Origin of the sequence: Streptomyces aquilus (assembly GCF_003955715.1) — a bacterium.
In the GTDB taxonomy this organism is placed as follows: Bacteria; Actinomycetota; Actinomycetes; order Streptomycetales; family Streptomycetaceae; genus Streptomyces; species Streptomyces aquilus.
In genome coordinates, this window is the sequence record NZ_CP034463.1 from 6,957,444 (window position 1) to 6,980,797 (window position 23,354).

25 protein-coding genes are annotated in these 23,354 nt (G+C 71.5%); 14 read left to right on the plus strand and 11 right to left on the minus strand.

The features are described 5' to 3' along the window. Position 1: 1 nt before the first annotated feature. Positions 2–1,489 (plus strand): glycoside hydrolase family 3 protein, encoded by a 1,488-nt coding sequence (locus tag EJC51_RS32215; RefSeq protein WP_126274282.1) that lies wholly within the window; start codon positions 2–4, stop codon positions 1,487–1,489. Positions 1,490–1,694: 205 nt separating this feature from the next. Here the strand turns inward: EJC51_RS32215 and nagB are convergent, their stop codons facing one another. Next, on the minus strand, positions 1,695–2,480 hold the full coding sequence (nagB, locus tag EJC51_RS32220; protein WP_126274283.1) for a glucosamine-6-phosphate deaminase: 786 nt from the start codon (positions 2,478–2,480) through the stop codon (positions 1,695–1,697). Positions 2,481–2,786: 306 nt separating this feature from the next. Here nagB and EJC51_RS32225 point away from each other — a divergent pair, with 306 nt between their 5' ends. Continuing rightward, the gene (locus EJC51_RS32225) at positions 2,787–3,863 is read left to right on the plus strand and encodes an SIS domain-containing protein (RefSeq protein WP_126274284.1); all 1,077 of its coding nucleotides are present in this window, start codon (positions 2,787–2,789) and stop codon (positions 3,861–3,863) included. A gap of 151 nt (positions 3,864–4,014) precedes the next feature. On the opposite strand, the gene EJC51_RS32230 is transcribed toward EJC51_RS32225, so the two are convergent. Continuing rightward, on the minus strand, positions 4,015–4,767 hold the full coding sequence (locus tag EJC51_RS32230; protein ID WP_126274285.1) for an SDR family oxidoreductase: 753 nt from the start codon (positions 4,765–4,767) through the stop codon (positions 4,015–4,017). A gap of 96 nt (positions 4,768–4,863) precedes the next feature. Between EJC51_RS32230 and EJC51_RS32235 the strand changes: the two genes are divergently transcribed. Then, complete coding sequence (locus EJC51_RS32235) at positions 4,864–5,493, plus strand: TetR/AcrR family transcriptional regulator (protein WP_126274286.1); 630 nt, start codon at positions 4,864–4,866, stop codon at positions 5,491–5,493. 466 nt (positions 5,494–5,959) lie between these two features. Beyond that, a complete protein-coding gene (locus EJC51_RS32240; RefSeq protein WP_059192407.1) occupies positions 5,960–7,426 on the plus strand; it encodes a sensor histidine kinase in 1,467 nt (488 codons plus the stop codon). 312 nt (positions 7,427–7,738) lie between these two features. Here the strand turns inward: EJC51_RS32240 and EJC51_RS32245 are convergent, their stop codons facing one another. Both EJC51_RS32245 and EJC51_RS32250 read right to left on the minus strand, forming a co-directional pair. Then, the gene (locus EJC51_RS32245; RefSeq protein ID WP_006142322.1) at positions 7,739–7,996 is read right to left on the minus strand and encodes a WhiB family transcriptional regulator; all 258 of its coding nucleotides are present in this window, start codon (positions 7,994–7,996) and stop codon (positions 7,739–7,741) included. Positions 7,997–8,315: 319 nt separating this feature from the next. Continuing rightward, a complete protein-coding gene (locus EJC51_RS32250) occupies positions 8,316–9,284 on the minus strand; it encodes a diacylglycerol/lipid kinase family protein (protein ID WP_079309607.1) in 969 nt (322 codons plus the stop codon). Positions 9,285–9,453: 169 nt separating this feature from the next. Here EJC51_RS32250 and EJC51_RS32255 point away from each other — a divergent pair, with 169 nt between their 5' ends. Next, positions 9,454–9,903, plus strand: coding sequence for a hypothetical protein (locus EJC51_RS32255; RefSeq protein WP_126274287.1), 450 nt, complete (start codon positions 9,454–9,456; stop codon positions 9,901–9,903). 64 nt (positions 9,904–9,967) lie between these two features. Here EJC51_RS32255 and EJC51_RS32260 read toward each other — a convergent pair whose 3' ends face one another. The 3 genes from EJC51_RS32260 to EJC51_RS32270 form a co-directional block, all read right to left on the minus strand. Then, positions 9,968–11,080 carry an RNA polymerase sigma factor SigF gene (locus tag EJC51_RS32260; RefSeq protein ID WP_425276813.1) on the minus strand — a complete coding sequence of 371 codons (1,113 nt, stop codon included), beginning with the start codon at positions 11,078–11,080 and terminating at the stop codon, positions 9,968–9,970. Between the two features lie 17 nt (positions 11,081–11,097). Continuing rightward, positions 11,098–11,511, minus strand: a complete 414-nt coding sequence (locus EJC51_RS32265) for an ATP-binding protein (RefSeq protein ID WP_004925829.1) — start codon at positions 11,509–11,511, stop codon at positions 11,098–11,100. A gap of 282 nt (positions 11,512–11,793) precedes the next feature. Further along, on the minus strand, positions 11,794–12,054 hold the full coding sequence (locus EJC51_RS32270) for a UBP-type zinc finger domain-containing protein (RefSeq protein ID WP_126274289.1): 261 nt from the start codon (positions 12,052–12,054) through the stop codon (positions 11,794–11,796). A gap of 88 nt (positions 12,055–12,142) precedes the next feature. Between EJC51_RS32270 and EJC51_RS32275 the strand changes: the two genes are divergently transcribed. Further along, a complete protein-coding gene (locus EJC51_RS32275) occupies positions 12,143–13,738 on the plus strand; it encodes a Na+/H+ antiporter (RefSeq protein WP_126274290.1) in 1,596 nt (531 codons plus the stop codon). A 12-nt stretch (positions 13,739–13,750) separates the two neighbouring features. Here EJC51_RS32275 and EJC51_RS32280 read toward each other — a convergent pair whose 3' ends face one another. Then, the gene (locus tag EJC51_RS32280) at positions 13,751–14,653 is read right to left on the minus strand and encodes a 1-aminocyclopropane-1-carboxylate deaminase/D-cysteine desulfhydrase (RefSeq protein ID WP_126274291.1); all 903 of its coding nucleotides are present in this window, start codon (positions 14,651–14,653) and stop codon (positions 13,751–13,753) included. A 10-nt stretch (positions 14,654–14,663) separates the two neighbouring features. Continuing rightward, positions 14,664–15,254: an N-acetylmuramoyl-L-alanine amidase gene (locus tag EJC51_RS32285; protein WP_165951177.1), complete on the minus strand. Its 591-nt coding sequence runs from the start codon at positions 15,252–15,254 to the stop codon at positions 14,664–14,666. 301 nt (positions 15,255–15,555) lie between these two features. Between EJC51_RS32285 and EJC51_RS32290 the strand changes: the two genes are divergently transcribed. The 3 genes from EJC51_RS32290 (at position 15,556) to EJC51_RS32300 (ending at position 19,056) form a co-directional block, all read left to right on the plus strand. Next, positions 15,556–16,962, plus strand: a complete 1,407-nt coding sequence (locus EJC51_RS32290) for a family 2B encapsulin nanocompartment shell protein (RefSeq protein WP_126274292.1) — start codon at positions 15,556–15,558, stop codon at positions 16,960–16,962. A 113-nt stretch (positions 16,963–17,075) separates the two neighbouring features. Continuing rightward, a complete protein-coding gene (locus tag EJC51_RS32295; protein ID WP_126274293.1) occupies positions 17,076–18,185 on the plus strand; it encodes a family 2 encapsulin nanocompartment cargo protein polyprenyl transferase in 1,110 nt (369 codons plus the stop codon). Between the two features lie 250 nt (positions 18,186–18,435). Further along, positions 18,436–19,056 (plus strand): GNAT family N-acetyltransferase, encoded by a 621-nt coding sequence (locus EJC51_RS32300; protein WP_126274294.1) that lies wholly within the window; start codon positions 18,436–18,438, stop codon positions 19,054–19,056. Between the two features lies 1 nt (position 19,057). Here EJC51_RS32300 and EJC51_RS32305 read toward each other — a convergent pair whose 3' ends face one another. After that, entirely contained in the window at positions 19,058–19,648 is a 591-nt protein-coding gene (locus tag EJC51_RS32305) for a TetR/AcrR family transcriptional regulator (RefSeq protein WP_126274295.1), read from the minus strand. A 118-nt stretch (positions 19,649–19,766) separates the two neighbouring features. On the opposite strand from EJC51_RS32305, the gene EJC51_RS32310 reads away from it, so the two are divergent. From EJC51_RS32310 to EJC51_RS32330, 5 genes are all read left to right on the plus strand, one after another. Further along, positions 19,767–20,351 carry a dihydrofolate reductase family protein gene (locus EJC51_RS32310; RefSeq protein WP_126274296.1) on the plus strand — a complete coding sequence of 195 codons (585 nt, stop codon included), beginning with the start codon at positions 19,767–19,769 and terminating at the stop codon, positions 20,349–20,351. 26 nt (positions 20,352–20,377) lie between these two features. Further along, on the plus strand, positions 20,378–20,575 hold the full coding sequence (locus tag EJC51_RS32315) for a hypothetical protein (protein ID WP_126274297.1): 198 nt from the start codon (positions 20,378–20,380) through the stop codon (positions 20,573–20,575). A gap of 85 nt (positions 20,576–20,660) precedes the next feature. Next, on the plus strand, positions 20,661–21,074 hold the full coding sequence (locus tag EJC51_RS32320; RefSeq protein ID WP_126274298.1) for a YciI family protein: 414 nt from the start codon (positions 20,661–20,663) through the stop codon (positions 21,072–21,074). Between the two features lie 2 nt (positions 21,075–21,076). Next, a complete protein-coding gene (locus EJC51_RS32325; RefSeq protein WP_126274299.1) occupies positions 21,077–22,294 on the plus strand; it encodes an RNA polymerase sigma factor in 1,218 nt (405 codons plus the stop codon). Between the two features lie 10 nt (positions 22,295–22,304). Continuing rightward, positions 22,305–22,634, plus strand: a complete 330-nt coding sequence (locus EJC51_RS32330) for a DUF952 domain-containing protein (protein ID WP_126274300.1) — start codon at positions 22,305–22,307, stop codon at positions 22,632–22,634. On the opposite strand, the gene EJC51_RS32335 is transcribed toward EJC51_RS32330, so the two are convergent. After that, positions 22,621–23,352 carry a VOC family protein gene (locus EJC51_RS32335; protein WP_126274301.1) on the minus strand — a complete coding sequence of 244 codons (732 nt, stop codon included), beginning with the start codon at positions 23,350–23,352 and terminating at the stop codon, positions 22,621–22,623. The two genes, EJC51_RS32330 and EJC51_RS32335, sit on opposite strands and share 14 nt — an antisense overlap. Positions 23,353–23,354: the final 2 nt, after the last annotated feature.

The window sequence follows — 23,354 nt, forward strand, 5'->3', positions numbered from 1 at the left end:
GATGACGACTTTCGCCAAGGGCACCGACACCCTCACGCGCGACGCGCTCACGGTCCTCCAGCCCGGCTTCACCGGCACCACCGCCCCCGACTGGCTGCTGCGCCGCCTGGGCGAGGGCCTGGCCTCGGTGGGCCTGTTCGGCCGCAACATCGCCTCGCCGGACCAACTCTCCGCCCTGACCGCCCAGTTGCGCGCCGAGCGCGACGACGTCCTGGTCGCGATCGACGAGGAGGGCGGCGACGTCACACGTCTTGAGGTGCGCACCGGCTCCAGCTTCCCCGGCAACCACGCCCTGGGCGCGGTCGACGACGTGGACCTCACCCGCGAGGTCGCCTTCGAACTCGGCCGCCGTCTCGCCGCCTGCGGGGTGAACCTCAACTGGGCCCCCTCGGCGGACGTGAACTCGAACCCGTCGAATCCCGTGATCGGGGTCCGCTCCTTCGGTTCCGCCGCCGACCTGGTCGCCCGCCACACCGCCGCCTATGTCACCGGCCTCCAGTCGGCCGGCGTGGCGGCCTGCACCAAGCACTTCCCGGGCCACGGCGACACCGCGACCGACTCCCACCACGCCCTGCCCCGCATCGACGCGGACGCCTCGGTCCTGCCGGAGCGCGAACTCGCCCCGTTCCGCGCCGCGATCGCCGCCGGCAGCCGCGCGGTGATGAGCGCCCACATCCTGGTCCCGGCCCTGGACCCCGACCACCCGGCGACCCTCTCCCGCAAGATCCTGACCGACCTGCTGCGCGGCGAACTCGGCTATGACGGCCTGATCGTCACCGACGGCATGGAGATGCAGGCGATCGCCGCCGGCTACGGCATCGAACGCGGCAGCGTCCTCGCCATCGCGGCCGGCGCCGACGCGATCTGCGTGGGCGGCGGCCTGGCCGACGACGAGACGGTACGACGGCTGCGCGACGCCCTGGTCTCGGCCGTCCGCTCCGGCGACCTCCCCGAGGAACGCCTCGCGGACGCCGCCGACCGCGTCCGCGCCCTCGCTCGCTGGACGGCGGCGGCCTCGGCGGCGGACGCCCCGGCCACCGGCGACCCGGACGTCGGCCTGCGCGCCGCCCGCCGCGCCCTGACCCTCACCGGCGCCGACGGCTTCACCCCGCTCGCCGAGGCACCGTTCGTCGCCGCCTTCACCCCGGTCGCGAACATCGCGGTCGGCGACGAGACCCCGTGGGGTGTGGCCGCGGAACTCACCCGCCTCCTGCCCGGCACCGACACCGGCAGCTTCGTCGGGGACGGCGCCGGCATGGCGGCCCTGGCCGCGGCGGGCCGCCGCCGCATCGTCGCCGTGGTCCGCGACGAGCACCGCCACCCCTGGATGGGCTCGGCCCTCGACTCGGTCCTGCGCACCCGCCCGGACACGATCGTGGTCGAGATGGGCGTCCCCCAGGCCCCGCCCCGAGGCGCCCTGCACATCGCGACCCACGGCGCGGCCCGGGTGTGCGGACGGGCGGCGGCGGAGGTCATCGCGGGGGAGTAGGGGCCCCTACGACGCCAAGCTGTCCCTGCGACGACAAGCGGTCCCTGCGACGACAAGCGGTCCCTGCGACGACAAGCGGTCCCTGCGACGACAAGCGGTCCCTGCGACGACAAGCGGTCCCTGCGACGACAAGCGGTCCCTACGACGACAACAGGCGCCGGTTCCCCACCAGGGAACCGGCGCCTGCGCGCTGTGTGCCGCAGCCTCAGATCCCCTGCCAGTCCGGCTTGTTGACGTACGTGTGCCGGAAGTAGTCCGCCAGCTTCAGCTTGGACGCGGCACCCTCGTCGACGACGACGGTGGCATGCGGGTGGAGCTGGAGAGCCGACGCCGGGCACACGGCCGCGACCGGCCCTTCCACCGTCGCCGCCACCGCGTCCGCCTTGCCCTCACCGGTGGCCAGCAGTACCAGGTGCCGGGCCTCCAGGATCGTCCCGATGCCCTGCGTGATCACGTGGTGCGGGACCTGGGAGATGTCCCCGTCGAAGAACCGCGCGTTGTCGACCCGCGTCTGCTCGGTCAGCGTCTTGATCCGGGTGCGGGAGGCCAGCGAGGAGCACGGCTCGTTGAACCCGATGTGCCCGTCGGTCCCGATCCCGAGCACCTGCAGATCCACCCCGCCGGCCGCCGCCAGCGCCGCGTCGTACGCCTCACAGGCGCCCGGGATGTCCTCGGCGGTCCCGTCCGGGCCCATGAACGCGTCCATCCCGATCCCGAGCGGCTCCAGCACCTCACGGCGCAGCACCGAACGGTACGACTCCGGATGCTCCGCCGGCAGCCCCACGTACTCGTCGAGCTGGGCGATCCGCGCCCGCGAGGCATCCACGGCACCGGACCGCACCTTGGCCGTCAGCGCCTGGTAGATGGGCAGCGGCGTCGAGCCGGTGGCCACCCCGAGCAGGGCGTCGGGCTTGCGCCGCAGGAGCTGCGCCATGGCCTCGGCGATGAGCTCGCCACCCGCCTTGGCGTCCGGAACGATGACAACTTCCACGCTGGGCCTGCCGATCTGAGAGACGGTCTGTGAGAGGGCTCGACTGGACCCGAAACGGGCCATGTGGTTTAGACCAATCTAACAGAATCGGGCCAACGGGCCCAGGGGAGAAGGGGCGGGTGGAGCCGCCGGTCACGAGGGCGGACGCCTCCCCACCAGCCGGACGCCGACCGTGCGTCACATGGAGGACAGGCGCCGTTCCGCCCGGGGGAGTGAAATGGGACTGCCGATGCGATGCTGGTGCGCCACCGCACCTCTACGCACGTCTACGCACCCCCGCACCTCACGCCCCGGGAGGCCCCCGCGATGACCGCCCCGACCCCGCCCCAGGCTCCCCGGAACGACCTCCCCGGCCGGATCATGGCCCGCGAGATGGCCGAGCAGCCCGCCGTACTGCGCCGCATCCTGGAGCAGGGCGCCCCCGGCATCCGGCAGACCGCCCAGGAGATCGCCGCCCGGCGGCCCCGCTTCGTCCTGCTCACCGCCCGCGGCACCTCCGACAACGCCGCCCTCTACGCCAAGTACCTCCTGGAGATCCGCCTCGGCCTGCCCTGCGGCCTCACCTCCATGTCCACGACCACCGCGTACGGCGCCCGCCCCGATCTCACCGACGTCCTCGTCGTCACCGTCAGCCAGTCCGGCGGCTCCCCCGACCTCGTGGCCTCGACCCGGGCCGCCCGCGAGGCCGGCGCGATCACCCTCGCCGTCACCAACAACCCCGACTCACCGCTGGCCGGCGTCTCCGAGTACCACCTCGACATCATGGCCGGACCGGAGAAAGCCCTCCCCGCGACCAAGACCTACACCGCCTCCCTCCTCGCGCTCTATCTCTTCGTCGAGGGACTGCGCGGCGGCGACGGCGCCGCCGCCAAGGCCCTGCCCGACCTCGCCGAACAACTCCTCGCCCGTCAGGACGAGATCCGCGCCCTCGCCTCCCGCTACCGCTTCGCCGAGCGCATGGTCATCACCTCGCGCGGCTACGGCTACCCCACCGCCAAGGAGGCCGCCCTCAAGCTGATGGAGACCAGTTACATCCCCGCCCTCTCCTACTCCGGCGCCGACCTGCTGCACGGCCCCCTCGCCATGGTCGACAACGTCTCCCCGGTCATCGCGGTCGTCACCGACGGCAAGGGCGGCGAGGCGCTCCAGCCCGTCCTCGACCGACTCCGCGGACGCGGCGCCGACCTGGTCGTCATCGGGCCCCGAGGCCAGGTCGAACAGGCCTCGGCCGGCTTCGTCCTGCCGACCGAGGGCGTCGCGGAAGAGCTCCAGCCCGTCCTGGAGATCATCCCGCTGCAACTGCTCGCCTACGAGGTCACCATCGCCCGCGGCCAGGACCCGGACGCGCCCCGCGCGCTGGCGAAGGTGACGGAGACGCGGTGAACGAAGGTCACGGTGCCCCGGTGACCGAAGGTCACGGAGACGGGGTGAACTTAGGTCACGGAGACGCGGTGAACGAAGGTCACGGTGAGGCGTTGAACGCGGGCTGAGCGGCGGGCGGCGGCAGGGGCCTGACCCCCGGCCTCGTTCAGACCTAGGTCAGTGAACCCCCCGTCGCGTCCACCCAGCTCCCCGTGACCCACCGGCCCGCGTCCGACGCCAGGAACGACACCACGTCCGCCACGTCTGCCGTCTCGCCCACCCGCCCCAGCGCGGAGTAGGCCGCCGCCTGCGCCCACGCGTCCTCGCTCGCGTGCAGCAGCTCATACGTGTTGTCGGTCGCGATGATGCCCGGGGCCACCGAGTTCACCGTGATGTTCCGGGGACCCAGCACCTTGGACAGGTCCCGGGAGAAGACGTCCAGCGCGCCCTTCGTCATCGCGTACGCCATGTTGTTCGGCATGGCGGCCGTGCGGGCCAGGCCCGAGGAGATGTTGATGACACGGCCGCCGTCCCGCAGGCGGGCCAGGCCGTGCCGGACCAGGAAGAACGGCGCCTTCACATTGACGGCGAAGACCCGGTCGTACTCCGCCTCGTCTATCTCCTCGATCGGCCGGGACACCCCTATCCCCGCGTTGTTCACCAGGATGTCCACCCCGTCCGCATGCCGGTCGAACTCCTCCCACAACGCCTCGGCGTCCCCGGGCAGCCCCAGCTCCGCCCCGATCGCGAACGCCGAGCCGCCGGCCGCCTCGATCGCGGCGACCGTCTCCTTCGCCGCCGTCTCGTTCCTCCCGTAGTGCACGGCCACCCGCGCCCCGTCCCGGCCCAGACGCTCGGCGATGCCCCGCCCGATACCCCTGCTCGCCCCCGTGACGAGAGCTGTCCTGCCCGCAAGCACGCCCATGTCGGCGCCCCCTTCGCATTTTCCTAGCGGTCGCTACAGAAAGACCGTACAACAGCCCGCCGACATTTCTCTAGCAGCCCCTATAGAATTCACTCCATGGAGCGCACCGAGGAGAAGAACCCGCAGGTCAAGCAGGCAAAACCCCGTGGCCGCCCCCGCTCCTTCGACCGTGCCACCGCCCTGGAGAAGGCGATCCTCGCCTTCTGGGAGCACGGCTACGAGGCCACCTCCGTCTCCGACCTCACCCGGGTCATGGGCATCGGCGCCCCGAGCCTGTACGCCGCCTTCGGCGACAAGCGGGCCCTGTTCGAGGAGGTCGTCGTCGAGTACGGCAGGCGCTACGGCTCCTTCGGCGAGCGCGCACTCGCCGAGGAGCCCACCGCCCGGGCCGCCGTCGAGCGGATGCTGCGGGAGGCGGCCCACGAGTACACCGCCCCGGGCCGCCCGCACGGCTGCCTCGTCGTCCACGCGGCCACCAACTGCACCAGCGCCGAGGTGGAGGAGTCCCTGCGCGACCGGCGCAACGCCAACATCTCCGCCTTCGAGAGTCGCATCAAGGCGGACATCGCCGTGGGGGAGCTGCCGGCGGACACCGACGCCGCGGCCCTCGCCCGGCACACGGGAGCGATGATCCAGGGCATGTCGCAACAGGCGCGGGACGGGGCGAGCCGGGAGGAGCTGGAGGCGCTCGCGGAAATTGCCATGGCCATCTGGCCCCGCACATGAACCCACACGGGTTAGGCTGCGTGGTGGATGCTAGGGCGTCCCACTAGTTCTCCAGTACGGGTCGAGGAGTTCGAGGGACCCTCGGAGAACTGACAACAACAAACAGCCTCCAACGCATGGACACACCGAGTGGTCTAGTCCACAATGCGTAAGGAGAGTTGACAACAGAACACACAGACTTCCGCCCTCCCCGCACAGGAAGGCGGACCGAGGAACCGGTGCTCTCTGCCCTGACTGCCCCGGATCCTCATCCTTCGGCCGTCCGGGACCGCACACCCCGTGGCCGATATTGCTCCGGGCTGCGGTGCCGAGAGGGTTGAGGGTCCCTCTCAGGCGCCGCGGCCCGCGGGTGTTTCCGGGCTCGTCGAGGCGGACGCCGTAGCCGCCGAGCCGCCGTTTTTAGGCCACTCACATCGTTTTTTAGGCCACTCACATACCGCCAGGTACGCTCGCACACGTGCCCTCCATGAACGAACTGGTCCGCCAGCACACCGCCCTCGACGACTCCGACCTCGAGTGGCTCCATCTGCTGGTCTCGGAGTGGCAGCTGCTCTCCGACCTCTCCTTCGCCGACCTCGTCCTGTGGGTCCCCACGCGCGACGGCGCCCGCTATGTCTCGGTGGCCCAGATGCGGCCCAACACCGGCCCCACCTCCTACCAGGACGACATGGTGGGCCACCTCGTCCCGCGCGGCCGCCGCCCCCTCCTCGACGCCGCCCTCGACGAGGGGCGGATCGTGCGCGAGGGCGACCCGGAGTGGCGCGAGGAGGTCCCGGTGCGGGTCGAGTCGATCCCCGTACGACGGGACGGCCGCGTCCTCGGCGTCATCGCGCGCAACACCAACCTGCTCACCGTGCGCACCCCGAGCCGCCTCGAACTGACCTACCTCCAGAGCGCCTCGGACCTCGCCCAGATGATCGCGGCCGGCGCCTTCCCGTTCGCGAACCAGCAGATGGACATGGACGCCGCCCCGCGCGTCGGCGACGGCCTGATCCGTCTCGACGCGGACGGCATCGTCCAGTACGCCTCGCCGAACGCACTGTCCGCGTACCACCGCCTCGGTCTCGCCTCCGATCTCGTCGGCCACCACCTCGGCAAGACCACCGCCGAACTCGCCCCGACCCGCGGCCCGGTGGACGAGGCGCTCGCCAAGGTCGCCAGCGGCTGGGCGCCGCGCGAGTTCGAGATCGAGTCCGGCGACGGGGTGATCCAGTTCAGGGCCATCCCGCTCAAGCCCAAGGGCACCCGCATCGGTTCCCTGGTCCTGCTCCGGGACGTCACCGAACTGCGGCGCCGCGAGCGCGAGTTGATCACCAAGGACGCCACCATCCGGGAGATCCACCACCGGGTGAAGAACAACCTCCAGACGGTCGCCGCCCTCCTGCGCCTCCAGGCCCGCCGCATCGACTCCGACCGCGGCCGCGAGGCGCTCGAAGAGGCGGTGCGCCGGGTCGGGTCGATCGCGATCGTGCACGAGACGCTGTCCCAGAACCTGGACGAGCGCGTGGAGTTCGACGAGATCGCCGACCGGGTCCTCGCGATGGTCGCCGAGATCTCACCGGGCAAGGTGACCGGCCGGCGCACCGGACGCTTCGGCATCCTCGACGCCGAGGTCGCCACCCCGCTGTCGATGGTGCTCACCGAGATTCTGCAGAACGCCCTGGAACACGGCTTCCGCGAAGGGGACACCGGCACGGTCGAGGTCTCGGCGGTCCGCGGCGGTACGACGAAGGAGGCCCGCCTGCTCGTCACGGTCCAGGACGACGGGGTCGGCCTGCCCGAGGGCTTCGACCCGCACACCGCGGGCAACCTCGGCCTGCAGATCGTACGGACGCTGGTCGAGGGGGAGTTGGGCGGCACGTTCGACATGGTCCCGGCTCCGGAGGGCGGCACCCGCGTCATCCTCGACGTCCCGGTGCGCGCCAACAAGTAAGACGGCACACGGAGCAAGACGCAGACGGAGCAGGGCGCAGACGGAGCAGCGCGCACACGGAGCAGGGCGCACACGGAGCAGCGCGCACACGGAGCAAGGCGCATACAGAGCAGGGCACACACGCCAAGTAAGTCTCAAGCGCCCCCTGTTCAGAAATCGAGCGCAGCAAGAAGCCCCGGACCAGAAGTGGTCCGGGGCTCGAATGCTCGTTGCCAGCTTGTGCTGCGCACCGGGGGTACTGCGCGCTGCGGCTCGGGGGCGGGAGATGCGTACTCGCTGTACGCGCCGCCAAGCTCAGGCGGGGTGGGTGTGTCAGGCAGAAGCCTGACGGGCCCGGTTGCGGGCGGCGCGGCGCTTCATCGCACGACGCTCGTCCTCGCTGAGACCACCCCAGACGCCGGAGTCCTGACCGGACTCGAGCGCCCACTGCAGACACTGATCCATAACGGGGCAGCGACGGCAGACGGCCTTGGCTTCCTCGATCTGCAGCAGCGCAGGACCGGTGTTGCCGATGGGGAAGAAGAGCTCGGGGTCTTCCTCGCGGCAAACGGCGTTGTGACGCCAGTCCATGGCTGCTACCTCTCCTTGGTATTACGTGCAGGTTGCTTGTGAATGTGAACGCTTTCACGAATCCCTCAACAAGTGAAGGGCCGACCGTCAGGTTTCCCTGGCGAGGTCCTGTGAGTTGAAGAGGGGTTCCGGTGATCTGTGGAGCCGGTGTTGCGGGCTGTCCCGATCGCCACGTAGAGACTCGCAAACCTCAGCGGCGGATACAACCCCTTCTGGAAAGTTTTTTTTGATTCCTCGGTGTCGACTAGGTCACAGCCGTACTTCCATGGGGTGGATGCTGGCCTAAACGTTCGAGTGAAAGGACTTTAGCCCCTTCTGCTCACACAATCACACGCAGTGCACGGCGTACGCCTGTGAACGTCACGCTCGTACGCAGCCCGAGGTGGTCGCCGTCCATCTGAAGGGGCAGAGGCACCTTCGAATGCAAGGTGAACTGGTCCAGGTCGTGCAGGGACACGGCATGCTTGCCATGGGGTCCACGCTCGGGGGACGAAGTGAGCAACTGGGTGCCATACCGGGCAACCGAGGCCGTCGTCATACGGCTGAGACCGAGTACGTCGAGTCCCTTATCGAACGACGCCTTAGGCGACGCGTACATCGGGTGATTGCCCAGGAACGTCCACGGAGACGTGTTCGAGACTATGGAGAGGACCAGATCGGTCACCGGCTCCGCGTCCGGGCGCTCCAGCGTGATCGTCCCGTGCCGGCGGTGGGCCTCGCCGAAGAACTGGCGCAGGGCCTGGCGGACGTAGAGCGCGTGCGTCGACTTCCTGCCGCGCTCGCGCTGCTGCTCGACCCGGCCGACGACGCCGGCGTCGAAGCCCAGGCCCGCGTTGAAGGTGAACCAGCGGCCCGGGACCGCCTCGTCCTCGGTGCCGGGTGTGCCGGAGGTCAGTCCGAGCCCGACCGTGCGCTCGCTGCCCTCGCGCAGGGCGTCCAGCAGGGCGCCGGTCGCCTCCACGGCGTCGTTGGGCAGGCCCAGGGCGCGGGCGAAGACGTTGGTGGAACCGCCGGGGACCACGGCGAGGCCGGGGAGGTGCTCGGGGTCCGGGCCGGCGTGCAGCAGGCCGTTCACGACCTCGTTGACCGTGCCGTCGCCGCCCAGGGCCACGACCAGGTCGATGTCCTCGCTCTCCGCCGCCTGCCGCCCGAGGTCGCGGGCGTGGCCGCGGTACTCGGTGGTGACCGCCTCGAGTTTCATCTCGCTCGCTAGCGCGTGGATCAGGACATCGCGCGTACGTGCGCTTGTGGTGGTTGCCGCCGGATTGACCACGAGAAGTGCACGCATGGGTTGCAGCGTACCTACTGGGTGGTACCGGGCACAGGCCGAGGTAGGGATCACGTAAGACTTCGGCGCGTGAATCTTGCCACGGGCGGGCCGGGCAACCCCCGGGAGCGGCCGTGCGTTGCCCCCGCCTGGCCGGGGGAGCCGAAGGGGCGACGGATACCCTTCAGGGGTGACCAGTGAGCAGACGCCAGCCCCCGAGGAAACCGCCGGCCCGCGCCCGCGGCGCCTGACCTACGCCGCCGCCCTGGCCGCGCTGGAGGGGCTCGCCCTCGTCGTCGGCGGGGTGTGGATGCTCGTCGAGGGGCTCGCGGGCGACCCGGACGACCGGCAGACCGCCGTCACCGGCGGCATCACGCTCGTGGTCCTCGCCCTGCTGCCGCTGCTCGCCGCGCGCGGGCTGCTCGCGCGGCGCGGCTGGAGCCGGGGGCCCGCCGTCATCACGCAGATCCTGGCGCTGCCCGTGGCCTACAACCTGCTCCAGGCGGACAGTGTGGCGATCCCGGCGGGCATCGCGCTCGCGGTCGTCGCGGTGGCCGCGCTGGTCCTCCTGGTCAACCCGGCGACGACCCAGGCCCTCGGGATCAAGGGGCCGGGCCGCGCGCAGGACGGGGAGCGGTAGGGCGGTCGTACGCCGCCGTCATCCGCGCAGGCCCGAACCGGGACCGCCCGCGGAACGGGGACCGTCACTCCTCCACGAGGAGCTTCTCCCGTAGCTGGGCCAGGGTGCGGGCCAGCAGGCGGGAGACGTGCATCTGGGAGATGCCGACCTCCTGCGCGATCTGCGACTGGGTCATGTTGCCGAAGAAGCGCAGCAGCAGGATCCGCTTCTCGCGCGGCGGCAGGTCCTCCAGCAGCGGCTTGAGGGACTCGCGGTACTCGACGCCCTCCAGCGCCTCGTCCTCGGCGCCGAGGGTGTCGGCGACCGCCGGGGACTCGTCGTCGGTGTCGGGGACGTCCAGGGACAGCGTGGAGTACGCGTTGGCGGACTCCAGGCCCTCCAGGACCTCCTCCTCCGAGATGGCCAGCTTCTCGGCCAGCTCGTGCACAGTCGGGGAGCGGCCGTGCTGCTGGGAGAGCTCGGCGGTGGCCGTCGTCAGGGCCAGGCGCAGCTCCTGGAGCCGGCGCGGGACGCGGACCGCCCAGCCCTTGTCGCGGAAGTGCCGCTTGATCTCGCCGACGACCGTCGGGGTCGCGTACGTCGAGAACTCGACGCCGCGCTCCGGGTCGAAGCGGTCGACCGACTTGATCAGGCCGATGGTGGCGACCTGGGTGAGGTCGTCCAGCGGCTCGCCGCGGTTGCGGAAGCGGCGCGCGAGGTGCTCGACGAGCGGCAGGTGCATACGGACCAGCTTGTTGCGCAGCTCCGCGTACTCCGGGCTGCCGTCCTTCAGCTTGCGCAGCTCGATGAACAGCGCGCGCGCTCCGCTGCGGTCCTGAGGGTCGTGCTGCGCGGCGTGTCCGCTCCGCCCGCTCTGCTCGCCCTGCTGATCGTCTCGCTCGTGCTCGCTCATCGTCCCGCCCGTCGCCCTTCCCCGAGCCCTCGTCTCCGCTCGGACAGGGGAGACCCCGATCCGTCCGTCCAGAGACGTGCTCCGCACGGCACCTTCCTCGTCCCGCTGCCCGTCGTCCAGGAAGCCGGCCCCGGCGGAGTCGTCCTCCGGATGCGGCCGGGCCTGTTCGGGGATGCCGGCGACACCGGCCGCATCGACAGCGCCGTCGATGGATTCCCCCGTGTGTCGGGACCCGCCTGTGCCCTCGGCCGGCAGCTCCCGTGTGCCGCGCTCTTCGTCACGCACCGGCCCGTCCCCTGTCCTCACGCCGGCCCGGGTCCCGCGCCGCGCTGTTTGTAGAGGCTGATCGAAACGGTTTTGTCCTCGTCCACGGCGGAGGAGACCTTGCCCGCGAGCGCGGACAGGACGGTCCAGGCGAAGGTGTCCCGCGAAGGGGCATGACCGTCCGTGGTCGGCGCCGAGACGGTGACCTCGAGTGAGTCGTCGACGAGGCGGAAGACGCAACTGAGCACCGAGCCGGGCACGGCCTGCTGGAGCAGGATCGCGCAGGCCTCGTCCACCGCGATGCGCAGGTCCTCGATCTCGTCGAGGGTGAAGTCCAAACGGGCCGCGAGACCGGCAGTCGCCGTACGCAGCACCGACAGGTAGGCACCCGCGGCCGGCAGCCGGACTTCGACGAAGTCCTGGGTCGCGGGCTCGCCTGCGATCTGGGACACCCTCACCTCCAAGGTGGTACAAGCTTTTCGGGGCCGAGGGTCGCCCCCCGGGGTAACGCGAAGTGTGGTTCAGCGGTGACGCTATCGCGCTCTCAACTTTCCTGTCCCCGGGACCCCGACCCCTTGCCGTTACTCACAGTAAAACTGTGGACACGCTCCGTGTCTAGAGGTCTGCGGCTCCAATTGGGAAGAACGCGCGCCGGGTTGACGTACCCAGACGTCAGACCGTCGAACCGTCCGGAAACGGAGTCGGCTCCGGCCTGGTCGAGGGCCCGGGCGCGGTCACACCAGGACGTGGTCCTCGAAGCACCAGCGCCAGTCCTCGCCCGGCTCGAATGTGCGCATGATCGGGTGCCCGGACTCCTTGTAGTGCGTGGTGGCGTGTCTGCCGGGCGACGAGTCGCAGCAGCCGACATGACCGCAGGTGAGGCAGAGCCGCAGTTGCACCGGGTGGGTACCGTCACGCAGACACTCGGGACAGGTCTCGTCGAGCGGCGCGGGTTCCGGGTGCGGCAGCGCGTCGGCGTGCGTGCACTGTTTCATGATTGCCAGGTTACGACGGGTGTGCGGACGGCCGCGCGGAAAATCGACGGCGGGGCGGGACGACGATGGACGAGGGCGGGCGAGGGCCATGGACGTGATGCCACTGCTGTTGCTGGTGGCGGGCAGTGCGGCGATCGCCGCGGCGGCCCGGCGCACCCCGGTGCCGGCGCCGCTGCTGCTGGTCGCCGCCGGGCTGGTGTTCTCATACGTCCCGGGGGTCCCCGAGTACACGCTCGACCCGGACGTCGTGCTGCCCCTGGTCCTGCCGCCGCTGCTGCACTCGGCGGCCACCGACAGCTCGTACCTCGACCTGCGGGCTCAGCTGCGGCCGGTGGCGTTGCTGTCCGTCGGGTACGTGCTCTTCGCGACCCTCGTGGTCGGCTGGGCCGCCTACCGGATCGTGCCGGGCCTGTCGCTGACCGGGGCGCTCGTGCTGGGCGCGGTGGTGGCGCCGCCGGACGCGGTCGCGGCGACGGCGGTGGCCCGCCGGGTCGGTCTGCCCTCCCGGACCACGACGATCCTCCAGGGCGAGTCCCTGGTGAACGACGCGACCGCGATCACCGCCTACCGGGTCGCCCTCGCGGCGGCGGTGGGCGAGGGCGCGTCCTGGGCGGGCGGTATCGGCGAGTTCCTGCTCGCGGCGATCGGCGGTGTGGCGGTCGGCCTGGTCCTGATGGTGCCGATCCACTGGCTGCGCACCCACCTCAAGGAGCCGCTGCTCCAGAACACCCTCTCCCTCCTGATCCCCTTCGTCGCGTACGCGGCCGCCGAGCAGTTCCACGCCTCCGGTGTGCTCGCGGTCGTCGTGGTGGCGCTCTTCCTCGGACACCGCGCGTGGGAGGTCGACTTCGCGACGCGCCTCCAGGAGGACGCCGTGTGGAAAATGGTCGCCTTCGTCCTCGAATCGTCGGTGTTCGCGCTGATCGGACTCCAGTTGCCGGTCGTCCTCAAGGGCCTTGGGGAGTACGAGGGGGTCGACGCCGCCTGGTACGCGCTCGCCGTCTTCCTCGTGGTCGTCGCCTCCCGGTTCATCTGGGTGTATCCGGCGACGTTCCTCCCGCGCGTGCTGTCCGCGCGGATCAGGGAACGCGAGGAGAACCCGACCTGGAAGGGCCCGTTCGTGATCGCCTGGGCCGGCATGCGCGGGGTGGTCTCGCTGGCCATCGCCTTCTCCATCCCCGAGCACCTGGACGGCGGCGAGCTCTTCCCCGGCCGCAACCTGATCCTGTTCCTCACGTTCACGACCGTCATCGGCACACTCGTCGTCCAGGGCGTCACCCTGCCCCCGCTCATCCGCCTCCTCAAGCTCCCCGGCCGGGACGCCCAGGCCGAGACCCTTGCCGAGGCCAACGCCCAGGCGCAGGCGTCCCGGGCCGCGGAACGCCGCCTGGACGAGCTCCTGTCCGACGAACGCAACACCCTCCCGCCCCCGCTCGCCGACCGCCTCCGCACCGTCCTGGAACGCCGCCGCAACGCCGTCTGGGAACGCCTCGGCGCGGTCAATCCGGTGACCGGTGAAACCGTCGACGACACCTACCGCCGGCTGTCCCGGGAGATGATCAGCGCCGAACGCAATGTCTTCGTCAAGCTCAGGGACGGCCGCTACATCGACGACGAGATGCTGCGGACGCTGCTGCGACGGCTGGACCTGGAGGAGGCGGCGGCTTACCGGGAGGCGGAGTGAGGACTTCCGCGGTCAGCCCGTGAACGGGGCCCCGGTGACCACCGCGGCCACCCTGGTGCCGGCCGGGAAGGTCCCTTCCTCGACCAGGGTGACAAGTCCGTACAGCAACTTGGCGACATAGAGACGTTCCACGGCCAGCCCGTGCCGCTTCTCGAAGTCCTCGGCGAAGGTGTCGAGTTCGGGTGCCGTACGGGCGTAACCGCCGAAATGGAAGCGGTCGTCGAGCGTCCAGTCGCCCTGCCGAGCGCCGAAGGCCGCCTTCTGGAGGGCCTGTATCTCGGCGGTCAGGAAACCTCCCTTGAGCACCGGTATCCCCAACGCCCGCTGCCCCGCGCCGAGTCCCGCCGCCAGCCCGGCGAAGGTGCCGCCGGTGCCGCACGCCGTCGCGACCACGTCCGCCCGGCCCCGCAGCTCCTCGCCGAGCGCCCGGCAGCCGCGTACCGCGAGGGCGTTGCTGCCGCCCTCGGGTACGACGTACGCGTCCTCCGCCCCGGCCGCCCGCAGGATCGTGCCGAGCACCGGCGGCTCGGCCTTGCGGCGGTACGTCGGTCTGTCGACGAAGTGCAGGCGCATGCCGTCGGCCACGCAGCGGGCGAGGGACGGGTTCAGGGGTCGGTCCGCGAGTTCCTCGCCGCGCACCACCCCCACCGTCGGGAGCCCCAGCAGGCGCCCGGCGGCGGCCGTGGCGCGGAGGTGGTTGGAGTAGGCGCCGCCGAAGGTGAGGATCGGGCGGCCGGCCGCCGCGGCGAGGTTGGGGGCCAGTTTGCGCCACTTGTTGCCGACCAGGTCGGGGTGGATCAGGTCGTCGCGCTTGAGGAACAGCCGGATGCCCCGGCGGGCCCAGCGCTCGTCCTCGACCTCCTGCAACGGCGACGGGAGTCGGGGACGCAGGGAGGCGGGGTCGAGGCCGGTCACGCCCCCATTGTCACTTGAGGCGGTCCCGGACGCGCTCCCGCATCGACGCCATGGTGAAGCCGCGCGGGTCCACCTTGCCCGGCTGCCACTCCAGGTGGCCGATCACCGACCGTTCCGTCCAGCCGTGACGGCGGCAGATCGCGGCGGCCACGCGTTCGATCGCCGCCAGCTGGGCCTCCGGCCAGGGATCGTGGCCGTCGCCGAGGTTCTCGCACTCGAAGCCGTAGAAGTGGCGGTTGCCGTCGGTGTTCGCCTCGTTGTCGTGCGGGAGGGCCTTCTCGGCGATCACCGCCCGCAGAACGTCGTCGTCGCCGAGGCCCGCGTGGTTGGCGCGGCCGTAACCGACCAGGTGGACGCGGCCGTCCTTGGTGATGACACCGTGGCAGAGCGGGCCCGGCAGGTCCTCGTAGCCGTCCCGGCAGAGCTCGACCGTGCGCTCGCTGCCCTTGGTGACCGTGTGGTGGATCATCACGCCGTGCACCGGGCCCCAGGGGCCCTTGTGGTTGCGGTTGTGGTGTCTCCAGTCGCCGACCTCGACGACCGTGACGCCCTCGTCCTTCAGGGCGTCCAGGAAATCCGCCGCGGACATGGGTGGGGCCATGCCGCCTCCTTCGTGTACGCGCCGACGGCCGCCTCTCGCGGCCGACTCGTAACCGTGCTTGTACCGAAAGCCGACCCCCCGGACTACTCGTTCGTACGGCGTGCGAGCCGTTTCGGACAACGTGCGGGCGGTCGGCCGAGAGGCACGCGTGTACGAGAGCGCGATCCATGCCCAGCAACCGAAAGATCCATTCCCGCTCTTTCGGGTAATAGCACGAGCACGTTCCGTGAGAAAGGCTTGCGCGTACAGATGCCCCGGTGCAGACCGGCGCCGGGGCATGTCTCGGGAGGGCGTTTCACATATGTCGGTAGGCGAAGAGGTCCGTTCGGAGCAGGGCCGTCCGCAGCAGAGTCTCGGCACGGCAGCCGCGCGGAACCTGGCCACCACGACCAAGTCCGCACCCCAGATGCAGGAGATCAGCTCGCGCTGGCTGCTGCGCACGCTGCCATGGGTGAACGTCCAGGGTGGTACGTACCGCGTCAACCGCCGACTGACCTACGCCGTGGGGGACGGCCGGGTCACCTTCGTCAAGACGGGAGACCGCGTCGAGGTCATCCCGGCGGAGCTGGGCGAACTGCCGGCGCTTCGGTCCTACGAGGACGAGGAGGTGCTCACCGAGCTGGCCCGCCGCTGCCAGCAGCGCGAGTTCGCGCCCGGTGACGTGATCACCTCCTTCGGCAGCCAGGCCGACGAGGTCTATCTGCTGGCGCACGGCAAGGTGGAGAAGATCGGCACGGGCCCGTACGGCGACGACGCCGTGCTCGGAGTCCTCGCCGACGGCGCGTACTTCGGCGACCAGGCGCTGCTCGACCCCGACGCCATCTGGGAGTTCACCGCCCGCGCGGTCACCGCCTGCACGGTCCTCGTCCTGCCGCGCAACGACGTCGAGCAGGTGGCCGAGCGCACCGACACCCTGCGCGACCACCTCCAGGCGCAGCGCTCGATCCCGGAGCAGAGCACCAACAAATACGGCGAGAAGGAGATCGCTCTCGCGGCGGGCCACAGCGGCGAGCCGGACATCCCGCACACCTTCGTGGACTACGAGGCCCGGCCGCGCGAGTACGAACTGAGCGTCGCCCAGACCGTCCTGCGCATCCACTCCCGCGTCGCCGACCTCTACAACCAGCCGATGAACCAGACCGAGCACCAGCTCCGGCTGACCGTCGAGGCGTTGAAGGAGCGCCAGGAGCACGAGCTGGTCAACAACCGTGAGTTCGGACTGCTCCACAACTGCGAGTACGACCAGCGGCTCCAGCCGCACGACGGTGTGCCCAGCCCCGACGACCTGGACGAACTGCTCAGCCGCCGGCGCGGCACCAAGCTGCTGCTCGCCCATCCGCGCGCGATCTCCGCCATCGGCCGCGAGCTCAACAAGCGCGGGCTCGTCCCCGAGACCATCGACGTGGGCGGCAACCGCATCCCGACCTGGCGCGGGGTGCCGATCTACCCGTGCAACAAGATCCCGGTCACCGAGGCCCGTACGACCTCGATCATCGCCATGCGTACCGGTGAGGCCGAGCAGGGCGTCATCGGGCTCCAGCAGACCGGCATCCCGGACGAGATCGAGCCGAGCCTGTCCGTCAGGTTCATGGGCATCAACGAACAGGCGATCATCAAGTACCTCGTGACCGCCTACTACTCCGCGGCGGTCCTCGTACCGGACGCGCTCGGCGTCCTGGAGAACGTCGAGATCGGCCGCTGGCGGTGACCCTTCGCGCCCCCGATGCGCCGTGCCCCCGCCCGCGAGGGCGGGAGCACCCTGGTGGGGCGCGCCCGGCGGCAGCGGATGCGCCACCGTCCGCGGAGTCTCCGAGGTGACCCATGGGTGAGTTCATGACGGCCGCACGGCACCACCCCTCCGAGGCGCCCGAAAGGCGGCGGCCCATCGGCGACCCGTCCGCCCCGATCGACGGCCACGAGGCCTCGGTCATCCTGGAGCGTGCCCGGGAACTCGTCGATCCCGTGCTGCGTGCGGCGATCGAGTCGCTGCCGGGGTCCATGCGCCGGATCGCGCTCTACCACTTCGGCTGGGAGCACGCCGACGGCACCCCGGCGGCCGGCCACGCCGGCAAGGCGATACGGCCCGCGCTCGTGCTCGCCGCGGCCACCGCGCTCGGCGGACCCGAGGCCCGTACGGCCGCGGTGCGGGCGGCCGCCGCGGTGGAGCTGGTCCACAACTTCAGCCTGCTGCACGACGACGTGATGGACCGGGACACCACCCGGCGCCACCGGCCCACGGCCTGGACGGTGTTCGGCGACGCCGACGCGATCCTCGCCGGGGACGCCCTCCAGGCGCTGGCCCTGCGGACCCTCGCCGAGGACCCGCACCCGGCGTCCGGGACCGCCGCCGCCCGGCTCGCGGGCTGCGTCGTCGAACTCTGCGCCGGTCAGCACACCGACGTGGCCCTGGAGGGGCAGAGCCCCGGCGAGGTCACCCTCGACGAGGTGCTCGGCATGGCCGAGGCCAAGACGGGCGCCCTGCTCGGGTGCGCCTGCGCGCTCGGCGCGCTGTACGCGGGCGCGCCGGAGGGCGACGTCGAGGCGCTGGACGCGTTCGGCCGCGAGGCCGGGCTCGCCTTCCAGCTCATCGACGACGTCATCGGGATATGGGGCGACCCCGCCCGTACCGGCAAGCCGGCCGGGGCGGACCTCGCCGCCCGCAAGAAGTCCCTGCCGGTCGTCGCCGCCCTGGCCTCCGGCACGCCGGCGGCCGCCCGGCTGGCCGACCTCTACGCGGCTCCCCGCACGCAGGAGGACCTCGACCGCACGGCCCTCGCCGTCGAACAGGCCGGCGGACGCGACTGGGCGCAGGTCCAGGCGGCCGACCGGATGGCCCGCGCGCTGGGGCACCTGGCCCGTGCGGTGCCCGAGCCGGAGGCGGCGGGAGGCCTGCTGGCCCTCGCGGAGTACGTGACACGGCGCAGCAGTTGAGCGCTGGGACAACAGAGGGCCGTACGGCTCCGGCGCCACGGGCCCGGTCGGCCCCGACCTCAGACCCCGGACCCCGGACCCCCGGGACCGCGCGGCTCCTGACCCCGCGCGGCCCCGGGGAGCTCCGGTCGGGCGGGTCCCGCACATCCCCACGGCGTGCGGGCCCCGCCCCTTCGACGCACCCGCCGCGCCGACCCCTATAGAGTCAACAGCCGGACGATCACGGCTAGTTGACGACAAGGGGCGGACCATGGGTGTGGCGATACGGGCGGCGGGCGCGAGCGACCGCGATCTGGTCGTACGGCTGTTGGACGTCGCCTTCCAGGACGATCCCGTCAGCCGCTGGGTCTTCCCGGGTGACGAGTACCGCCGCGCCACCCACCACCAGCTCATGGCCGCCTTCACCGACATCGTGCTGGCCGACGGCCGCATCGACCTCACCGAGGACGGCACGGCCTGCGCGCTGTGGCTGTCAGTGCCGGCCGAGGAACATGCCGAGGGCGAGGGCGAGGGCGAGGGCGAGGGCGAGGAGGACGGGCCTGCGCAGCTGCGCGCGAGCATCGACCCTGCCAACGAGCGGATCGAGCTGGTCGCCCGGCTCACCCAGGAGGTCCACCCCGCCGGCCGCGCCCACGAGTACCTCTGGATGATCGGGGTCAGCCCCGACCGCCAGGGCGAGGGCCTCGGCACCGCCCTCATCGGCGCGGTCCTCGACCGCTGCGACCGCGAGGGGCTGCCCGCCTATCTGGAGGCCAGCAACGCCCGCAGCCGCGCGCTCTACGAACGCCTCGGCTTCGCTCTCCCGGACCGCCCGCTCGTCCTCCCCGACGGCCCGCAGATGTGGCCGATGTGGCGCGAGCCGCGCAGCTGATCTACGACTGCGGCACCACCCTCGCCACGACCCGCTCCACCAGCCCCTCCGGCACCCCCACCCCCGTCAGCACCCCGTCCAGCACCCCCGGCAGCGTCAGGTGCTCCAGGATCAGCCCGAGCATCGCGAGATACAGCACGACGACCGTCTCGTCACCGCCGGGCAGCCCGGCGTCCCGGTGGAACGCCATGCCCTGCTCCAGGTCGCCGCGCACCGACTTGGTGTACGACTCCCGGAGCTCGGGCCGGCGGGTGGCCTCCAGGCGCATCTCCAGCAGGGCCAGATAGCCGGTGCGGTCGGCGGTCGCGCGGGCGATCAGGTCGTGCATGAAGGCCGTCACCAGCGCCCGGTCCTTCGGTCTCGCCAGCAGCCCGGCGAGCACCTCGGGGTCGGGCGCCAGCCGCACATGCAGCCGGGCGTCGATCTGCCGCAGCAGGTCGTCGCGTCCGGTGAAGTAGTTGGAGGCGGTGCCCACCGGAACCCCGGCCTCGGCGTCCACCGCGCGGAACGTCAGCCCGCGCGCCCCCTCCCGCGCCAGCACCTCGACCCCGGCGTCGACCAGCGCCGCCCGCCGCTGCGGATTGACGGCCATGCGGAATCCCTTCTCCTACTTCCGGCGGCTCCCGGAAATCCCTTGCAACCACTACAAGTGAAGTACTACAACTGACGTGGTTCGGAAAGCAGAACGCAGCCTACGAAAAGAGACCCGCTTGCGAAAGCTCACGTACTTCGTCGCCTGCTCGATCGACGGCTTCATCGGGGACGAGAGCGGCGACGCGTCGTTCATGTACCCGTTCGTGGACGAGGAGTTCATCGGGTTCCTCACCGCCGAGTACCCGGAGACCATGGCGTCCCACGCCCGCAGGGCCCTCGGCGTCCACGACCTCCCGCCCCGGCGGTTCGACACCGTCGTCCAGGGTCGCGGCAGCTACGACGTCGGCCTCAAGGAGGGCTTCACCAGCCCGTACGACCATCTGCGCCAGTACGTCGCCTCCCGCACCCTCACCGAGTCCCCCGACCCGCAGGTCGAGATCGTCGCCGACGACCTGCTCGGAAAGGTCCGCGAACTCAAGGCCGAGGACGGCGAGTTGGGGATCTACCTGTGCGGCGGCGCACAGCTCGCCGGTCAACTGCGCGACGAGATCGACGAACTCGTCATCAAGACCTACCCGGTCGCCCTCGGCACCGGCATGCCGATGTTCGCCGCCGGCTTCTCGGTCGCCGAGTTCGCCCTCGACGAGGTCCGCCTCTTCAAGAACGGCGTCCTCGTGCGCACGTACAGCAGGAAGCGCTGACGCTCCGGCGGCCCTAGGCTGAAGGCATGGACAGCGAAGGACACGCCTGTCCCGTCTGCGGACAGCCCGTCGAAACGGTCGTCAAGCGCCACAAGACACTCGGCGCATGGGTCCCGGTCTGGGTGGCCGGCCCCTGTCACAACCCGGAGTGCGCGGCGCACGTCGAGCCGGGCACCGAGCGCGAGAAGGGCCCGCCCGGGAAAACCGCCGGGAAACAGTCCTGAACGTGTGTCGAGAACCCCGGCCCGGCTCCGACGTCCCCTGTGAGAGCCGCCCGGCAGAGGCGGCCGGAGCCGAAGGAGCGGACCGATGAAGTACCTGATGATGGTGCAGGGCACGCAGCAGGACTACGAGGCCATGCGCGGCAAGGCCACCGGGAACTCCCCGGCCTGGAGCGAGGAGGACATCCAGGCGATGTACGCGCACATGAGCGCGATCAACGACGACCTCGCCGAGACCGGCGAGCTCATCGACGCGCAGGGTCTCGCCGAGCCCGCGAAGGCCCGCCACGTCACCCTGGGCGCGGACGGCAAGGCCGTGATCACCGACGGGCCGTACAGCGAGACCAAGGAGCTCATGGCCGGCTACTGGGTGCTGGACTGCCCGAGCCTGGAGCGGGTCACCGAGCTCGCCGACCGCGTCACCCGCTGCCCGCAGCCCGCGGGCGCCCCCGTCTACGCGGTGGTGATCCGTCCCATCCTGGACGGCGCCGGCGACATCTGAGCATGAGCCGCACGACCTGGACGACGTCCACGACCGAGGACCTGCTGCGCCTGCACGCGCCGCAGGTCCTCGGCGCGCTGGTCAGGCGGTACGGCCATTTCGACGCCGCCGAGGACGCCGTACAGGAAGCACTTCTGGCCGCGGCCGGGCAGTGGCCCACGGCCGGGGTCCCGGACAATCCGCGCGGCTGGCTGATCCGGGTGGCGTCGCGGCGGCTCGTGGACGCGCTGCGGGCGGACGACGCCCGGCGGGCGCGGGAGGAGAAGGCGGCGGCGCTCGGTGAACGCCTCGCCTCCGGGCCGGACCGGGCGCCCCGCGAGGACGACACCCTCGCCCTGCTCTTCCTCTGCTGCCACCCCGACCTGCCCCAGCCCGCACAGATCGCCCTCACCCTGCGCGCGGTCGGCGGCCTGACCACGGCCGAGATCGCCCGCGCGTACCTCGTGCCCGAGGCGACCATGGCGCAGCGGATCAGCCGCGCCAAACAGAAAGTGCGAGGGGTGTCCTTCGGGAGGCCCGACAACTGGGAGGCGCGGCTCCCGGCCGTCCTGCACACCCTCTACCTGATCTTCAACGAGGGTTATACCGCGACCTCGGGACCCGTCCTCCAACGCCGTGACCTCGCCGGTGAGGCCGTCCGCCTGACCCGCGCGGTCCACCGTCTCCTCCCCGGCACCGGCGAGGTGACCGGCCTGCTCGCCCTGATGCTGCTCACCGACGCCCGCCGCGAGGCCCGTACCGGTCCGGACGGCGACCTCGTGCCCCTCGACGAGCAGGACCGCGAGCGCTGGGACAAGGCCGCGATCGAGGAGGGCGTCGCCCTGATCACCGCGGCCCTCGCCCACGGCCCCGCCGGCCCCTACCAGCTGCGCGCGGCCATCGCCGCCGTCCACGACGAGGCACCGTCCGCGCAGGTCACCGACTGGCGGGAGATCCTCGGCCTCTACGACGTCCTGGTCCGCCTCGTCCCCGGCCCCGTCGAACGCCTCAACCGCGCGGTCGCCGTCGCCATGGTCCACGGCCCGGCGGCGGGCCTCTCCGAACTGGACGCCCTGGAGGGGGACCTGGGCCACCGCCGGGACGCGGTGCGGGGACATCTCCTGGAGCGGGCGGGGTCCCGCGACGAGGCCCGCGCCGCCTACGAAGCGGCGGCCGCGCAGACCCTCAGCCTGCCCGAGCAGCGGTATCTGCGGAGGCGGGCGGCGCGGCTGAGGCCGTAGCGTGGCCCGTATGACCGACCACATCGTGCACCTCACCGAACGATCCCTCTGGGAGGAAGCCCGCGCCCGGGGGACGTACGAGATCTCGACCCGCGGCAGGACCCTCCAGGAGGAGGGCTTCATCCACTGCTCGACCCGCGCCCAGCTGCCGGGCACGGCGGCGCGCTTCTTCGCGGATCTCGACGATCTGGTGGTCCTCGTCATCGACCCCGACCGCCTGGACGTCCCCCTGAAGTGGGAGGCCCCTGCACCCGGCGCCGAGGAGTTCCCGCACCTCTACGGGCCGCTCGCCGTGGACGCCGTGGTGGAGGTGGAGGAGTGGGAGGTCACCCCGCGCTAGGCAGCCCGCCGGTCTCCGGGTCCCGGCCCGTCAGGCAGTACGTGCCGCCCGCGGGGTCGCGCATGACCGTCCAGTGCGTGCCGTGGGCGACCGTCTCGGCGCCCAGCCCCTCGTGCCGCACGCGGGTCGCCTCGATGTCGGCGCACGCCAGGTCCAGATGGGCGGAGGTGACCCGCTCCTCACCGAGCCGCTGGAGCAGGACGCGGACCGGGAGACCGGGCGGCGGCACGAGCACATGGAACTCGGGGAGGGAGCCGGGCCGGGACTCCCAGTCCGCCAACAGGGCCGTCCAGAACGTGACTTCGGCGTCGTAGGCCGAAGGCGCGAGGTCCAGGCAGACCTGGTCGAGGCGGCTGCCGTGGACGACGGGCGGGCGGACCGACTCGCCCTGCCAGGGCACCGCGCAGAACAACTGCCCGGCGGGGGACCGGAGTACGGCCCAGCCCGCGTGCTCGGCGGCGATCGCCGCGCCCAGCCGCAGCGCCGACTTCACGAACTCCGGTACGTCGTCCACCGAGAAGTCGAGATGCGCGCCCCCGGCGCCCGAGTCGACGCCCTGGACCTTGACGCACGCGTCGGCGCCGGACGGCACCAGGGTCACGAACTCGCCGCGGGGCGCGGACAGCCGCGTGTCCGTGACCGCCGTCCAGAACTCGTGGGCACGGTCCGCCAGTTCGGCGGGGCGGTCGACGAAGGCGTACGTCCAGCGGATGCTCATGC

Excerpts from the sequence above, each read along its gene's own strand:
- EJC51_RS32215 (WP_126274282.1), top strand. The coding sequence starts at position 2 with ATGACGACTTTCGCCAAGGGCACCGACACCCTCACGCGCGACGCGCTC.
- EJC51_RS32225 (WP_126274284.1), top strand. The coding sequence starts at position 2,787 with ATGACCGCCCCGACCCCGCCCCAGGCTCCCCGGAACGACCTCCCCGGC.
- EJC51_RS32230 (WP_126274285.1), bottom strand. The coding sequence starts at position 4,767 with ATGGGCGTGCTTGCGGGCAGGACAGCTCTCGTCACGGGGGCGAGCAGG.
- EJC51_RS32235 (WP_126274286.1), top strand. The coding sequence starts at position 4,864 with ATGGAGCGCACCGAGGAGAAGAACCCGCAGGTCAAGCAGGCAAAACCC.
- EJC51_RS32240 (WP_059192407.1), top strand. The coding sequence starts at position 5,960 with ATGAACGAACTGGTCCGCCAGCACACCGCCCTCGACGACTCCGACCTC.
- EJC51_RS32245 (WP_006142322.1), bottom strand. The coding sequence starts at position 7,996 with ATGGACTGGCGTCACAACGCCGTTTGCCGCGAGGAAGACCCCGAGCTC.
- EJC51_RS32250 (WP_079309607.1), bottom strand. The coding sequence starts at position 9,284 with ATGCGTGCACTTCTCGTGGTCAATCCGGCGGCAACCACCACAAGCGCA.
- EJC51_RS32270 (WP_126274289.1), bottom strand. The coding sequence starts at position 12,054 with ATGAAACAGTGCACGCACGCCGACGCGCTGCCGCACCCGGAACCCGCG.
- EJC51_RS32275 (WP_126274290.1), top strand. The coding sequence starts at position 12,143 with ATGGACGTGATGCCACTGCTGTTGCTGGTGGCGGGCAGTGCGGCGATC.
- EJC51_RS32285 (WP_165951177.1), bottom strand. The coding sequence starts at position 15,254 with ATGGCCCCACCCATGTCCGCGGCGGATTTCCTGGACGCCCTGAAGGAC.
- EJC51_RS32290 (WP_126274292.1), top strand. The coding sequence starts at position 15,556 with ATGTCGGTAGGCGAAGAGGTCCGTTCGGAGCAGGGCCGTCCGCAGCAG.
- EJC51_RS32295 (WP_126274293.1), top strand. The coding sequence starts at position 17,076 with ATGGGTGAGTTCATGACGGCCGCACGGCACCACCCCTCCGAGGCGCCC.
- EJC51_RS32300 (WP_126274294.1), top strand. The coding sequence starts at position 18,436 with ATGGGTGTGGCGATACGGGCGGCGGGCGCGAGCGACCGCGATCTGGTC.
- EJC51_RS32305 (WP_126274295.1), bottom strand. The coding sequence starts at position 19,648 with ATGGCCGTCAATCCGCAGCGGCGGGCGGCGCTGGTCGACGCCGGGGTC.
- EJC51_RS32315 (WP_126274297.1), top strand. The coding sequence starts at position 20,378 with ATGGACAGCGAAGGACACGCCTGTCCCGTCTGCGGACAGCCCGTCGAA.
- EJC51_RS32320 (WP_126274298.1), top strand. The coding sequence starts at position 20,661 with ATGAAGTACCTGATGATGGTGCAGGGCACGCAGCAGGACTACGAGGCC.
- EJC51_RS32325 (WP_126274299.1), top strand. The coding sequence starts at position 21,077 with ATGAGCCGCACGACCTGGACGACGTCCACGACCGAGGACCTGCTGCGC.
- EJC51_RS32330 (WP_126274300.1), top strand. The coding sequence starts at position 22,305 with ATGACCGACCACATCGTGCACCTCACCGAACGATCCCTCTGGGAGGAA.
- EJC51_RS32335 (WP_126274301.1), bottom strand. The coding sequence starts at position 23,352 with ATGAGCATCCGCTGGACGTACGCCTTCGTCGACCGCCCCGCCGAACTG.